Source organism: Sulfitobacter sp. 1A13421, assembly GCF_043557285.1.
In the GTDB taxonomy this organism is placed as follows: domain Bacteria; phylum Pseudomonadota; class Alphaproteobacteria; order Rhodobacterales; family Rhodobacteraceae; genus Sulfitobacter; species Sulfitobacter faviae.
The window spans coordinates 185,053-198,703 of sequence record NZ_JBIFFQ010000003.1; the positions used below are offsets into that span (position 1 = coordinate 185,053).

The 13,651-nt window shown below is 66.6% G+C and carries 11 protein-coding genes; 7 read left to right on the top strand and 4 right to left on the bottom strand.

What is annotated here, in order from left to right:
- Positions 1 to 109: 109 nt before the first annotated feature.
- The 3 genes from polA to ACGYLI_RS07685 all read left to right on the top strand — a co-directional run bounded on the left by polA (position 110) and on the right by ACGYLI_RS07685 (position 3,959).
- Positions 110 to 2,908 (top strand): DNA polymerase I, encoded by a 2,799-nt coding sequence (gene polA, locus ACGYLI_RS07675; RefSeq protein ID WP_394418548.1) that lies wholly within the window; start codon positions 110 to 112, stop codon positions 2,906 to 2,908.
- Positions 2,908 to 3,114, top strand: a complete 207-nt coding sequence (locus tag ACGYLI_RS07680) for a YdeI/OmpD-associated family protein (protein WP_394418550.1) — start codon at positions 2,908 to 2,910, stop codon at positions 3,112 to 3,114. The genes polA and ACGYLI_RS07680 overlap by 1 nt, the downstream gene beginning before the upstream one ends.
- A 227-nt stretch (positions 3,115 to 3,341) precedes the next feature.
- The gene (locus ACGYLI_RS07685) at positions 3,342 to 3,959 is read left to right on the top strand and encodes a glutathione S-transferase (protein ID WP_394418552.1); all 618 of its coding nucleotides are present in this window, start codon (positions 3,342 to 3,344) and stop codon (positions 3,957 to 3,959) included.
- Here the strand turns inward: ACGYLI_RS07685 and ACGYLI_RS07690 are convergent.
- On the bottom strand, positions 3,948 to 4,712 hold the full coding sequence (locus ACGYLI_RS07690) for a hydroxypyruvate isomerase family protein (protein WP_394418554.1): 765 nt from the start codon (positions 4,710 to 4,712) through the stop codon (positions 3,948 to 3,950). The genes ACGYLI_RS07685 and ACGYLI_RS07690 overlap by 12 nt on opposite strands.
- An 18-nt stretch (positions 4,713 to 4,730) precedes the next feature.
- Complete coding sequence (locus ACGYLI_RS07695) at positions 4,731 to 5,306, bottom strand: DUF1285 domain-containing protein (RefSeq protein ID WP_394418556.1); 576 nt, start codon at positions 5,304 to 5,306, stop codon at positions 4,731 to 4,733.
- Positions 5,307 to 5,376: 70 nt separating this feature from the next.
- On the opposite strand from ACGYLI_RS07695, the gene ACGYLI_RS07700 reads away from it, so the two are divergent.
- From ACGYLI_RS07700 to ACGYLI_RS07715, 4 genes are read left to right on the top strand one after another with little or no spacing between them, the layout of a single operon-like run.
- Positions 5,377 to 6,384 (top strand): AAA family ATPase, encoded by a 1,008-nt coding sequence (locus ACGYLI_RS07700; RefSeq protein WP_394418558.1) that lies wholly within the window; start codon positions 5,377 to 5,379, stop codon positions 6,382 to 6,384.
- Positions 6,381 to 7,268, top strand: a complete 888-nt coding sequence (locus ACGYLI_RS07705) for a DUF58 domain-containing protein (protein WP_394410965.1) — start codon at positions 6,381 to 6,383, stop codon at positions 7,266 to 7,268. The genes ACGYLI_RS07700 and ACGYLI_RS07705 overlap by 4 nt, the downstream gene beginning before the upstream one ends.
- Complete coding sequence (locus ACGYLI_RS07710) at positions 7,265 to 10,033, top strand: DUF4159 domain-containing protein (RefSeq protein WP_394418560.1); 2,769 nt, start codon at positions 7,265 to 7,267, stop codon at positions 10,031 to 10,033. The genes ACGYLI_RS07705 and ACGYLI_RS07710 overlap by 4 nt, the downstream gene beginning before the upstream one ends.
- Positions 10,030 to 12,072 (top strand): hypothetical protein, encoded by a 2,043-nt coding sequence (locus ACGYLI_RS07715; RefSeq protein WP_394418562.1) that lies wholly within the window; start codon positions 10,030 to 10,032, stop codon positions 12,070 to 12,072. Before ACGYLI_RS07710 ends, ACGYLI_RS07715 begins: the two co-directional genes overlap by 4 nt.
- Here ACGYLI_RS07715 and ACGYLI_RS07720 read toward each other — a convergent pair.
- On the bottom strand, positions 12,069 to 12,950 hold the full coding sequence (locus ACGYLI_RS07720; protein WP_271688470.1) for a nickel/cobalt transporter: 882 nt from the start codon (positions 12,948 to 12,950) through the stop codon (positions 12,069 to 12,071). The genes ACGYLI_RS07715 and ACGYLI_RS07720 overlap by 4 nt on opposite strands.
- A complete protein-coding gene (locus ACGYLI_RS07725) occupies positions 12,935 to 13,585 on the bottom strand; it encodes a DUF1007 family protein (RefSeq protein WP_394418564.1) in 651 nt (216 codons plus the stop codon). The genes ACGYLI_RS07720 and ACGYLI_RS07725 overlap by 16 nt, the downstream gene beginning before the upstream one ends.
- Positions 13,586 to 13,651: the final 66 nt, after the last annotated feature.

Here is a 13,651-nt window from a genome sequence, read left to right on the forward strand (position 1 = left end):
CAACTGAACATCTGAACCGACGGCACGAACCTGCCCGCGCGGCGCATTGGCGTCTGGCCGTGGGCCATGCTTCGTGGCAAAAGGGTCGCCAACCCAGCGGAGCATTCCTATGACATTCGGCAAAGGCCACCACCTGCATCTGATCGACGGCTCTGCCTTCATCTTTCGCGCCTATCACGCCCTGCCGCCGCTGACGCGCAAATCCGATGGCTTGCCGATTGGCGCCGTGGCGGGCTTCTGCAACATGCTGCACCGCTATGTAGAGGGCAACACCGGCCCCAACGCGCCCACCCATGTCGCCGTGATCTTTGACAAGGGCAGCCACACCTTCCGCAACGACATGTACGACCAGTACAAGGCCAACCGCGATGCGATGCCCGAAGACCTGCGCCCGCAGATCCCGCTGACCCGCACCGCGACCGAAGCCTTCAACATCGCCTGCAAAGAGCTTGAGGGCTATGAGGCCGATGACATCATCGCCACCCTCGCCGTACAGGCCCGCGCTGCCGGGGGGCGTTGCACCATCATCAGCTCCGACAAGGACCTGATGCAGCTTGTAGGCGACGGGGTGGAAATGCTCGACGCGATGAAGAACAAGACCATCGACCGTGATGGGGTGTTCGAGAAGTTCGGCGTCTATCCCGAACGCGTCGTCGACGTGCAAGCGCTGGCGGGCGATTCGGTCGACAACGTCCCCGGTGCGCCCGGCATCGGGATTAAGACGGCGGCGCTTTTGATCAATGAATACGGCGATCTGGATGCGCTGCTTGAACGGGCGGGCGAGATTAAACAACCCAAGCGCCGCCAGACCCTGATCGACCATGCCGAGCAAATCCGCCTGAGCCGCAATCTTGTCCTGCTGGATGAGAACACGCCGCTCGACTTCACCATCGACGACCTCGAAGTGCGCGACCCCGATGCGGACCGCCTGCTGGGGTTCTTGTCCGAGATGGAGTTCCGCACCCTGTCGAAACGCGTGGCCGAGGTGCTGGGCCGCGAGGCCCCCACCATCCCCGAAGCGCCCGCCCCCGCCGTGGCCGATGCGCCGCAGGTGGCCGAGGTGGCCTTTGACCACGGCAAATACGAACAGGTCGGCGACGCCGAAGCGCTGCGCGTCTGGCTCAATCGGATTTACGAGCGGGGCTATGTCGCGGTCGATACCGAGACCACCGGCCTCAATGAGATGACCGCGGAACTGGTCGGCGTTTCACTGGCCGTAGAGCCCGGGCAGGCCTGCTACATCCCGCTGACCCACAAAGCCAGCCGCGACGATGACCTCTTCGGCGGAGAGGGGCTAGCCCCCGGTCAGATGCCGGTCGAAGAGGCGCTGCAACTGTTGACCCCGATGCTTGAGGATCCCGCGATCCTCAAGATCGGGCAGAACATGAAATACGACAGCAAGATATTCGCTCAACTGGGCATCGCGGTCGCCCCCATCGACGACACCATGCTGATGTCCTACGCCATGCACGCAGGTCTGCACGGGCACGGAATGGACACGCTTTCCGAACGCTACCTCGGCCACACGCCCCTGCCGATCAAACCGCTCTTGGGCAGCGGCAAATCTGCCGTGACCTTTGATAAGGTACCGCTGGCAGACGCCGGACCCTATGCGGCCGAGGATGCCGATGTCACCCTGCGCCTGTGGCTGCTGTTCAAACCGCAGCTGCACCGCGCCGAAGTGACCAAGGTTTATGAAACGCTGGAGCGCCCGCTGGTGCCAGTACTGGCGCAGATGGAGCGGGCGGGCATCGAGGTTGACCGCGATACGCTCAGCCGCATGTCCAACGCCTTTGCCCAGAAAATGGCCGGGCTGGAGGCGGATATTCACGCGTTGGCGGGCGAGAGCTTCAACGTCGGCTCCCCCGCCCAGCTTGGTGAAATCCTCTTTGGCAAAATGGGGCTGCCCGGCGGCAAGAAGGGCAAGACCGGGAAATACTCTACTGGCGCGGATGTGCTGGAGGATTTGGCAACCGAACATGACCTCGCCCGCCGGGTGCTGGACTGGCGGCAGCTGTCCAAGCTGAAATCGACCTATACCGATGCGCTGCAAGACCATGTGAACGCCGAGACGGGTCGCGTGCACACCTGCTATTCCATCGCCGGGGCGGCGACGGGGCGGCTCGCCTCGACCGATCCGAACTTGCAGAACATCCCGATCCGTTCCGAGGAAGGCCGCCGCATCCGCGAGGCTTTCGTCGCCCCCGAGGGCAAGGTGCTGGTGGCGCTGGACTACAGCCAGATCGAGCTGCGGATTCTGGCGCATATCGCCCAGATCGACGCGCTCAAGGAAGCCTTCCAACGCGGCGATGACATCCACGCCATGACCGCTTCCGAGATGTTCGACGTGCCGATGGATCAGATGACGCCGGAAATTCGCCGCAACGCCAAGGCGATCAACTTCGGCGTGATCTACGGCATCTCGGGCTTCGGACTTGCGCGCAACCTGCGCATTCCACGGGCCGAGGCGCAGGGCTTCATCGACCGCTATTTCGAGCGCTTCCCCGGCATCCGCACTTACATGGATGAAACCAAAGCCTTTGCGAAAGAGCATGGCTATGTGCAGACGCTCTTTGGCCGCAAGATCAACACGCCCAACATCGGCGCCAAGGGGCCGCAGGCCGGTTTCGCCGCCCGCGCCGCGATCAACGCGCCGATCCAAGGCACCGCTGCCGACGTGATCCGCCGCGCCATGGTGCGGATGCCCGAGGCGATCGCCGATCTGCCCGCGACCATGCTGTTGCAGGTGCACGATGAACTGCTGTTCGAGGTGGAAAAGGGTGCCGAAGACGCACTGATCGCCGCCGCACGTGAGGTGATGGAGAATGCCAATGATCCGGTGGTGAAGCTGGATGTGAAGCTGATCGTCGACGCCGGTGTGGGTGCCAATTGGGCGGAGGCGCATTGATGGAAGACGCGGCCCTTCCCGAAGACCTTGCCCAAGCGTTGGAAGAGACCGGCGCGCAGGCGGGCTGGGACAGCTACAATGCCGAATTGCGCGCCGATGCACTGGCGTGGATCGACGCGGCACGGACCACGACGGCGCGGTCAAAGCGGGTGGATGACGTGGCGCGCTTTGCCGGCAAGGGGCTGCCGCCGACGCCGTTTCAGTAGGGTGGAGGGCCATCGCCTGCCCGCGGGTTGGCGATCCAAGCTCAGTTCCTGCCACTTAATCTCTCAGCCATGATGTGCGGCCTCAAGGTTACGCCCAGCCTCACCAAATCGCCTACCCGGTGGAGCGGGCAGGCGATGGCCGGCGCCTCCGGCTTGATTCCGGGCCGGCCCCATTCTCGGGCGATGGCCCTTTGTACACGCGTCCCCTATGCGCTAGATCATCTAGCATGACCCCAATCCTCTACTCCTTCCGCCGCTGCCCCTATGCCATGCGCGCGCGTCTCGCCCTTGCGGCCGCGCAAACCCCCGTCCACCTCCGCGAAGTCGTCCTCCGGGACAAACCGCAAGCTTTCCTTGACGCCTCACCCACCGCCACCGTGCCCTGCCTCGTCACCGAAACCGGCCCCATCGACGAAAGCCTCGACATCATGAAATGGGCGCTGGCCCAGAACGATCCCGAGGGCTGGCGCGACATGCCGCCCGAAGGCCACGACTGGATCGCCCGCGCCGACGGCCCGTTCAAAGACGCGCTGGACCGCACCAAATACGCCACCCGCTACCCCGAGGCGGACCCCGAAGAGCAACGCGCCAAGGCGGCAACCTTCCTCCATGACCTCGACGCGCAACTGGGGGACTGGATCTTTGACCGCCCTACGCTGGCGGATTACGCAATCCTGCCCTTCGTCCGGCAGTTCGCCTTTATCGACCGCGCTTGGTTCGACGCGCAGGACTGCCCCGCCCTGCGCGGCTGGCTCGACCGCTTCCTCGCCTCGCACCGCTTCGAAAGCGTGATGGACAAATACCCCCAGTGGCAGCCCGGAGATACGCCGGTGTCATTCCCCTAAGGCGGTCACCCACCCCAAGGACCGCTCGGTCGGGCCGCCCGGAATATACTCCCCGCTGACAAAACCGTCATAGCCCGCCCGCAGCGCGGCAAAGAGCCCGCCGAAATCGACATCACCGCTGCCCGGCGCGCCGCGCTTTGGCGTGTCACCTAGCTGCACATGGCGGATCAGGGGGCGATATTCCTCGAAAACCGCCACGGCATCGCCATGGATCATCTGCGCGTGAAAACTGTCGAATTGCAGCGCTACATTGGGCGCATCCACCGCCGCCAGCAGCTCCGCCGCCTGCGCGTAGTCGTTCAAAAAATACCCCGGTTTGGCCTGCGGGCAGAGCGGTTCGATCATCAAGGTGACCCCTGGCGGCGCCTCTGCCGCGGCATGGCGCAGGTTCGCCACGAAAGCCTTTGCCGCCGCTGGCCCTTCGGCCTCCCCGGCCATGACATGCACCATCTGGGGCCGCAGCGCCTCCACATAGCGCCAGACCCGGCGCATATCATGGGCGAAACGCGCCTCCCCTCCCGGCAGGGCGGCGAAACCGGGCGGACCGCCCGTGTAATTCGGCGGCGGCGCGTTGATCAGGGCGAGCGTTAAGCCATTGCGCAGCAAGGCGCGCTGCGTCTCTTTCGCGGGCATGTCATAGGGGAACAAGACCTCGACCGCGCCAAACCCCGCCCCCGCCGCCGCGTCGAACCGGTCCAGATAGGGCAGTTCGGACCAAAGCAGCGACAGATTGGCGGCAGGGGTAATCGGCATTCGGGTCTTTCGGTCAACTTACGGCAGGTCTTCCGAAGGGATGATGCCAAAGAATTCCCCACCCGACCAGACACCAAACCAGCCATCGCGGTGCTGGCCCAGATCGACCAAGCGATAAAAGCTCTTGCGGTCGATCAGCGCCTCCAGATTGCGGCGCACCAGCACATAGGGCGCAGGCTCGCCCGTCTCTTCATCGCAGACCACGCGGATCGGATGCGCCGCGCCCGCCTCGGCCACGTCGCCCAGATTGGTCAAAAACCGCAACTGCTGCGCCTCGCCTGCGCCCTCGGCCTCGAAGTCCACGGCGACGAATGGTGCATCTTCGACGGTGATGCCGACCTTCTCCACCGGGGTTTTGAGGAAATAATCATCCCCCTCGCGCCAGAGAATCGATGCGAACAACCTAACCATTTCGATCCGGCCAATGGGTGTGCCTTGATAGAACCACGTCCCGTCGCGTTTGACCTGCATGTCCAGATCGCCGCAAAATTCCGGGTTCCACTTCTCAAGCGGCGGGGTTCCGCGCGCCTTTGCGGCCTTGGCGGCTTCGATCAAACTGTCTGCCGTGGGTGTCACGGTATTTTGTCCGCTCATTGGTTTTGCCATTCCCTTTGGTCGCGATACACTTACACCTGAAAGATATAACTCCGGGGAAAGAAATGTCATGGCCGAAGCGGATGATCTGATCGCGCAAATCGAAGCGCTGACCGAAAAGCTCGCCGCGGCGAAACAGTCGATCACCGGGCGTTTCGTCGGGCAAGAGCAGGTCGTCGACCTTGCGCTGACGGCGCTGCTCTGTGGCGGGCACGGCCTGCTGATCGGGCTGCCGGGCTTAGGCAAAACGCGGCTGGTTGAGACATTGAGCACGGTCATGGGCCTGCATGGCAACCGGGTGCAATTCACCCCCGACCTCATGCCCGCCGATATTCTGGGTTCCGAAGTGCTCGACACCGCGCCAGACGGCAGCCGCGCCTTCCGCTTTGTCGAAGGGCCGATCTTTTGCCAGCTTCTGATGGCCGATGAGATCAACCGCGCCAGCCCGCGCACGCAATCCGCGCTGTTGCAGGCGATGCAGGAGAAGACTGTGACCGTCGCGGGGCAGGACCGCGCGCTTGGCCAGCCCTTCCATGTGCTGGCCACGCAAAACCCGATCGAACAGGAAGGCACCTACCCCCTGCCCGAAGCGCAGCTTGACCGTTTCCTCGTGCAGATCGACGTGGCCTACCCCGACCGCGCGACAGAGCGGGACATTCTGCTGGCCACCACCGGCGTCGAAGAGGGCGCGGTGCGCCCGGTCTTCACCACCGAAGGCCTGCTCTCTGCCCAGACCCTGCTGCGGCGGATGCCGGTGGGCGACAGCGTGGTGGAACTGATCCTCGACCTTGTCCGCGCCTTCCGCCCCGATGAGCCTGAGGCAACCCAGCCCGTGCGCGACAGCGTCGCTTGGGGCCCCGGCCCCCGTGCCGCGCAGGCGCTGATGCTGACCGTGCGCGCCCGTGCGCTGCTGGAGGGGCGGTTGGCCCCCTCCGCCGAAGATGTGCTCGCCATGGCCCGCCCGGTGCTGAGCCACCGGATGGCGCTGAACTTTGCCGCCCGCGCAAGGGGCGAAAGCCTGCAAAACCTGATCGACGCCACCGCCGGTCAATTGATCGGGAAAAAGGCCGCCGCGTGACCCATAGCCCCCTGTCCCTCAGAGCCAGCGCCGAGGGCGAAGCGGCCCGGCTGCCCGCCCTGCTGGCGCGGGCCGAGCATTTGGCCGGTGCCGTTCTGCCCGGCGCCCATGGCCGCCGCCGCGCAGGGACGGGGGATGATTTCTGGCAATACCGCCCGGCGCAAATCGGTGACAGCCGCCGCATGGTCGACCACCGCCGCTCGGCCCGTGGCGATCAGGAGTTCGTGCGCGAGCGCGAATGGCAGATCGCGCAGTCCGTCATGCTCTGGGTGGATCAGGGGGCCTCGATGCGCTTTGCCTCGGACAAGGCGCTGCCTGACAAGGCCGACCGCGCCCGCCTTTTGGGCCTCGCGCTGGCAATCCTGCTGCTGCGCGGGGGGGAGCGTGTGGGCCTGACCGGCACCGCCCTGCCCCCACGGCGCGGCAATCCGCAGGTGCTGCGACTGGCCGAATTGCTCTGCCAAGACGATGGCCAAGACTACGCCCCGCCAGAACATCGCGGCATGATCCCCCATGCGCGGGCGGTCTTCATCTCGGACTTCATGGGCGATCTCGACCCGGTACAGACCGCGCTGACCAAGGCCGCCGACCGTGGCGTGCGCGGCGTGCTCTATCACCTGCTGGACCCGGCGGAGGAGGCTTTCCCCTTCGCGGGTCGAACCATTTTCGAAAGCGTCGGCGGCAGCCTGCGGCATGAGACGCTCAAGGCAAATGACCTGCGTGACCGCTACCTCGACCGGCTGGCGGCGCGCAAAGACGCCTTGCAGCAACTCTGCGCCCGGACCGGCTGGCGCTATGGGCTGCACCACACCGATGCCACGGCGCAGTCGGCGCTGCTCTGGCTCTATGGCGCGTTGGACGCGCGGCAGGGGAGTGCGGCATGAGCGTTTTCGGCGGCATCGGTTTCACCGCGCCTTGGCTGCTGCTGGCCCTGCTGGCGCTGCCGATCCTTTGGCTGATCCTGCGGGCCGTGCCGCCCGCGCCGGTTCGCCGCCGCTTTCCCGGCGTGGCGCTGCTTCTGGGGTTGGCGGATGACGACAGCACCAGCGACCGCACGCCGTGGTGGCTGCTCCTGTTGCGGATGTTCGCCGTCGCCGCGATCATCATCGGCCTTGCCGGGCCGGTGTTGAACCCTCAGGCGGAAACCGAAGAAGGCAGCGGTCCGCTGCTGATCCTGCTGGACGGCTCATGGGCCGGGGCCAGCGGCTGGGACCGACAGATGGCCGCCGTTGACGCGCAACTCACCCGCGCCGGGCGGGCCGAGCGGACGGTGGGCATCCTCAGCCTCACCGACCCGCAGGTGCCGACCTTCCAATCCGCCGATGCGTGGCGCAGCCGTCTGGCCGGGTTCACCCCCGCGCCGTGGCAACCGGCCCCGACAGAGCTGACCCGCGCGGCCGAGATCGTGGCGGCCCTGCCCGCCTTCGACACCCTGTGGTTCAGCGACGGGCTAGACTATCCGGGCCGCGCTGCCCTGCTTGCCGCGCTGCAATCCAAAGGTGCGGTCGAGGTGCATCAATCCGCGGGCAATGTCATCGGCATCGCGCCCGCAGTCTACCAAGATGGCGTGATCGACCTGACCCTGCGCCGCGCCGCGCCCGGACCGGAACGAGCGGCGGTGGTGCAGGCCCATGGCCGCGATCCGGCGGGCAACGCCCGCGTGCTCGCCACCGCCAATGCGACATTCGAGGCGGGCGCGACCGAGGCCCGCACCTCCCTCTCGCTGCCTGCCGAAATGCGCGCGCGGCTGACCTCTTTCGACATTGCGGGCCAACGCTCCGCCGGGGCGCGCAGCTTGGTCGATGACGGGCTGCGCCGCCGCGAAGTCGCGCTGATCCGGGGGCGCGGGGCGCAGGAGGGGCTGCAACTGCTCTCGCCGCTGCATTACATCGAACAGGCGCTGGCCCCGAGTGCAGATCTGATCGACGGCACCCTGACCGAGGTGCTGCCCGCCAACCCCGATGTGATCGTGCTGGCGGATGTGGCCACCCTCGCCCCCGCCGAGGCCGAGCCGATGCAAGAGTGGATCGACGCGGGCGGCATGCTCATCCGTTTCGCCGGGCCGCGCGTGGCGGCAAGCGATGTCAGCCGTATCGACGAAGACCCGCTGATGCCCGTGCGCCTGCGCGCCGGGGGCCGCAGTGTCGGCGGCGCGATGTCTTGGGGGGAGCCCAAGGCGCTGGCCCCCTTCCGCAACGGGTCGCCTTTCTTCGGGCTGACGGTGCCCGATGACGTGACCGTTTCGGCCCAAGTCGTGGCCCAACCCGACCCAACGTTGGCCGACCGGGTGATCGCCGCGCTGAGCGATGGCACCCCGCTGGTCACGCGCAAAGCGGTGGGTCAGGGGCAGATCGTGCTGTTCCACGTCACCGCCACGGCGGAATGGTCCACCCTGCCTCTGTCGGGTCTTTTCGTGCAGATGATGGAACGGCTGGCCGTGTCATCGGGTGCCAGCGCCCCCGAGGCCGAGAGCCTTGAGGGCACCACATGGACGCCCCTGCGGGTGATGGACGGTTTCGGCATCCTGTCGGACGCGGGCAATCTGCCCGGAGTCGCGGGGCCTGACCTGATCTCGGCCCCCGCAGGCCCCGCCCTGCCGCCCGGAATCTACGGCGCCGAAGATCGGCGGCTTGCGCGCAATGTGCTGACCACCGAGACTGCCCTTACCCCCGCCACATGGCCCGCCGATGTGCCACTGCGCGGTCTCGCTCTGCCACCAGAACAACCACTCGCCGGGGCGCTTCTGAGCCTCGCTATCCTGCTGTTGGTGGCCGATGTACTGGCTTCCCTCGCCCTTTCGGGGCTGCTGCTGCGCCGCTCCACCGGCAGCTTGGCGCTGGCCTTGGGGCTGGCCATCGCCCCCCAGATGGGCGACGCGCAAGAGAATGACCCCGAAAACTTTGCCATACGCTCGGCCTCGGAGGTGACGCTGGCCCATGTGCTGACCGGCAACAGCGACGTTGACGAGATCGCCCGCGCCGGGCTGATCGGCCTGTCGGACACGCTTTACTTCCGCACCACGGTGGAGCCTGACCTGCCCACCGGCGTTGATCTTGAGCAGGACGAACTGGCCTTCTTTCCGATCCTCTATTGGCCGGTGACCCCCGACCAACCGCAGCCCTCGTCCGAGGCTTATGGCAAGCTGAACGACTACCTCCGCTCGGGCGGGCTGATCCTGTTCGATACGCGGGACGCGGATATCGCCAGCTACGGTGCCGCCAGCCCAAACGGGCGCAAGCTGCAAGAACTGGCCGCGCCGCTCGACATTCCGCCGCTGGAGCCGCTGCCCGGCGATCACGTTCTGACGCGCACCTTCTACCTGTTGCAAGACTACCCGGGCCGCTACAGCAGCCGCGATGTCTGGGTCGAGGCTGCGCCGCCCGATGCGGAACGGATTGAGGGGATGCCCTTTCGCAACCTCAATGACGGGGTGACGCCGGTGGTGATCGGAGGCAACGACTGGGCCGCCGCTTGGGCCGTGCGCCGCGATGGCGCGCCGCTTTTGCCCATCGGGCGCGGCTTTGCCGGAGAGCGGCAGCGCGAACTGGCCTATCGCTTTGGCGTGAACCTTGTCATGCATGTGCTGACCGGCAACTACAAATCCGATCAGGTCCATGTGCCTGCGCTGCTGGATAGGTTGGGCCAATGACCGGAACCGTGCTTTTCGACCCGCTGATCCCCCTGCCGCTGCTGATCGGCCTTGCGGTGCTGGCCGCGCTCGGCCTTCTGCTGGCGCTGTGGCGCGGCCTGTCGGGCTGGGCCCTGCGGGGCTTGGCGGCGGCGGTGGTTCTGGCCGCGCTCGCCGGGCCATCCTACCAGACCGAAGACCGCGCGCCGCTGTCGGACATCGTGCTGCTTTTGGAAGACGAAAGCGCCAGCCAGGGGCTCTCCGACCGCGCCGCACAGACCGACGCGGCGGCAGAGGCGCTCTCTGCCCGCATCGCCGCCCGCCCCAATACGGAGCTGCGCCGGATCACCGTGCCCGACGGGGCCGAGGATGCCGGCACCCGGCTGATGACCACGCTGGCCGATGCGCTAGCCGAAGAGCCACGCGCGCGGATCGCGGGCATTCTGGCGCTCAGCGATGGCCGGGTGCATGACGCCGATCTGCCGCTCGACCTGCCCGCGCCGCTGCATCTGCTGCAGACCGGCCGGGCCGAGGATTGGGACCGCCGCCTGACCGTGCGCAACGCCCCGGCTTTTGCCATCATCGGAGAGCCGGTGACCCTGACCCTGCGCATCGACGATCTGGGGGCCGCGCCCGAGAGCGGCGGGCTGACTCAGCTTGATATCTCTGTCGATGGGGAAGAACCGCAAAGCTTCAACGTGCCGATTGGCCAAGACCTTGAACTGCCCGTGGCCCTGCCCCACGGCGGGCGCAACGTGATCCGCTTCTCCCTGCCCGAAGCCGAGGGGGAGTTGACCGACCGCAACAATGCCGCGCTGATCCAGATGAACGGCGTGCGCGACCGGCTCAGCGTGCTCTTGGTCTCAGGCGAGCCGCATCCCGGCGGGCGCACTTGGCGCAACTTGCTGAAGTCCGACAGCGCGGTCGATCTGGTGCATTTCACTATTCTGCGCCCGCCCGACAAACAGGATGGGGTGCCGGTGAACGAGCTGTCGCTTATCGCCTTTCCGACGCGCGAATTGTTCATGGAAAAGATCGACGACTTCGATCTCATCATCTTTGACCGCTACCAACGGCGCGGCATCCTGCCTGCGCTTTACCTTGATAATGTGGCGCAATATGTGCGCAAGGGCGGGGCGGTGCTGGTCGCCGCCGGGCCGGATTTTGCCAGTGCCGACAGCCTCTACCGGTCGCCGCTCGGCACGGTGCTGCCAGCCACCCCCACCGCGCGGGTGTTGGAGGAAGCCTTCCCCCCGGTCGTCACCGACATCGGCCAGCGCCATCCCGTCACCTCAGACCTGCCCGGCAAGGGCGACTGGGGCCGCTGGCTGCGCCAGATCGACGTGACCGCTGACAGCGGCGACGTGGTGATGACCGGCGCGGACGACCGCCCGCTTCTGGTGCTGGACCGGGTGGATGAGGGGCGCGTGGCGCTGCTCGCCTCTGACCACGCATGGCTGTGGAACCGCGGCTATGAGGGCGGCGGCCCGCAGTTGGAATTGCTGCGTCGTCTGGCCCATTGGATGATGAAGGAACCCGAGCTTGAGGAAGAGGCGCTGATGGCCTCTGCCCAAGGCCGGACCATGCGCATCACCCGCCGCACCTTGGACGAGACCGTGCCCCCCGTCACGATCACCGCCCCCGATGGCAGCACGACCGAGCTGCCCCTCGCCCCCGCCGAGCCGGGCCGGTTCGAGGCGGAATATACCGGCGAAGAGATCGGCCTCTACCGGCTGGAGAACGGCGATGAGGTCACCGTCATCGGCCTCGGCCCCGCCGCCCCGCGCGAGTTTGTCGAGACCATCGCCAGCGACGCGGCCCTGCGCCCGGCGATCGACAGCCTGCGCGGTGGGGTGGCACGGGTGGAGGATGGGCTCCCCCGTCTGCGCGACGTGCGCCTTGGCCGCCCTGCCGCCGGGCGCGGCTGGCTGGGGCTGACCCCGCGCGGCGCTTACGAGACGCGCGATGTGCGACAAACGCCGCTGCTGCCGGGGTGGCTGGTGCTCTTGCTTTCGGCGCTCTTCATCATTGCCGCATGGCTGCGCGAGGGCCGCCGCTAAAGCGCCCGCAGCAGCAAGCCGCCCGCCAGCGTCACCACGACCAAGCCCGCTGTCAACTCGGCCACCGCTGCGGCTTGGGCCAGCCTCGGCGATCCGGCGAGGCCGCCCAAGACCCCGGCGCGCAGACCCGTGGCGGCCAAGCCGGTGGCGATGGTGATCAAGCCGGTGCCGAGCGCCATGGCAAAGGCCCCCAAGATGCCGACCCCGCCGATCCCCATATGCCAAGTGATCACCAACACGAAAAGCGCGCCGGTGCAGGGCCGTATGGCGATCCCACCGATCAAAAGCAGCGCGTCGCGCAGCCTGCCCGCGCGCTGAACCTGCGCCAGACTGGGCCCATGGGCATGGCCGCAATGGCTGCATACTTCACCGGAATGCGCCGATCTGTCCTGCCGCGCATGGCGCAGCCCGCGCCAGATCAGCCAAAACCCGATGAGGGCAATCGCGCCATAGCTTGCCGGGGCCATGATGTCTTCGGTCACGCCGACCAGCGCCTCCCGCCCAAGACCTAGGAGGAGGATCCCCGCATAGACCAGAACCACGGCGGTCACCGCTTGGCCCAAAGATGCCGCGAGCGCGATCAGCGTGAGCCGCAGCACCGGCACCGCGCGCGCCAACCCATAGCCGCCGATCACGATCTTGCCGTGCCCCGGCCCCGCCGCATGGACGACGCCATAGGCAAAAGACGCCAAAAGCACCGTCCAGAACGCCGCCGTATCGCCGCCCCGCGTGGCGCGCAGCCCGCTGGCGATGCTGTTTTGAAACCCGCGCTGCTGCCCCGCGGCCCAATGGGCAAGGGCGTTGAACCCGCCCGACCACCACAGTGCCGCCAGCGCCAACAGGGTCGCCAATGCCGCCAGCGCTATGATGCGTCGCATGTGATCACCACTTCATTGGCCAAGGCTTCGCCGATCTCCGGCAGGCCCACATCGCTTGGATCGGTATTGGCGTCCAGCGCGCTCAGATCCTGCTGAAGGGCGCGCAGATCGGCATTCATATCCGGCATCTTGACCCGCGCGCGGCAGGTGTCACTGCCCTGGATGGTCACTTTCTGGGTCACCTCATAGGCGGTGTAATAGGTCGGATCATAGGGTTTGATGACCAGTCCATCGGCATCCGGCGCCGGGCCTTCAACCGCGCGCAGATGGCTGGAGATGATGCGGCCTTCGGCAAAGCGGGTTTCCACGTCCTGCGGACCCGAGAGCGCGAGCTCTTCGCCCCCGTCCAGCAAGACCGTATCGCCGTTGAACCCTTCGATCCACTGCATGTCGAACCCGTTGAGAGAGGCGACCTCCGCCTCGGTCAACACGCCGTCGTAGTCGGGGTCGAGCCCGCGATCCTCGGTCACCAAGAGAGAGTAGAATTCGTCATAGGCCCATGTGATCTGCAGATGGGTCAACCGACCCTTGGCATCAACGATCACCTCGAACCCGGTATCGACGAAGATATGCGGATGCGCGCCAAGCGGTGTGGCGCAGGCGAGGAGAGCGGCGGTGACAAGCGGGTATTTCATGGCGCTAGGTCTACGCGCCTTCGGCAAGCGCGGCAATCGCCCGGCGGGCGGCGCACGGCGGGAAGG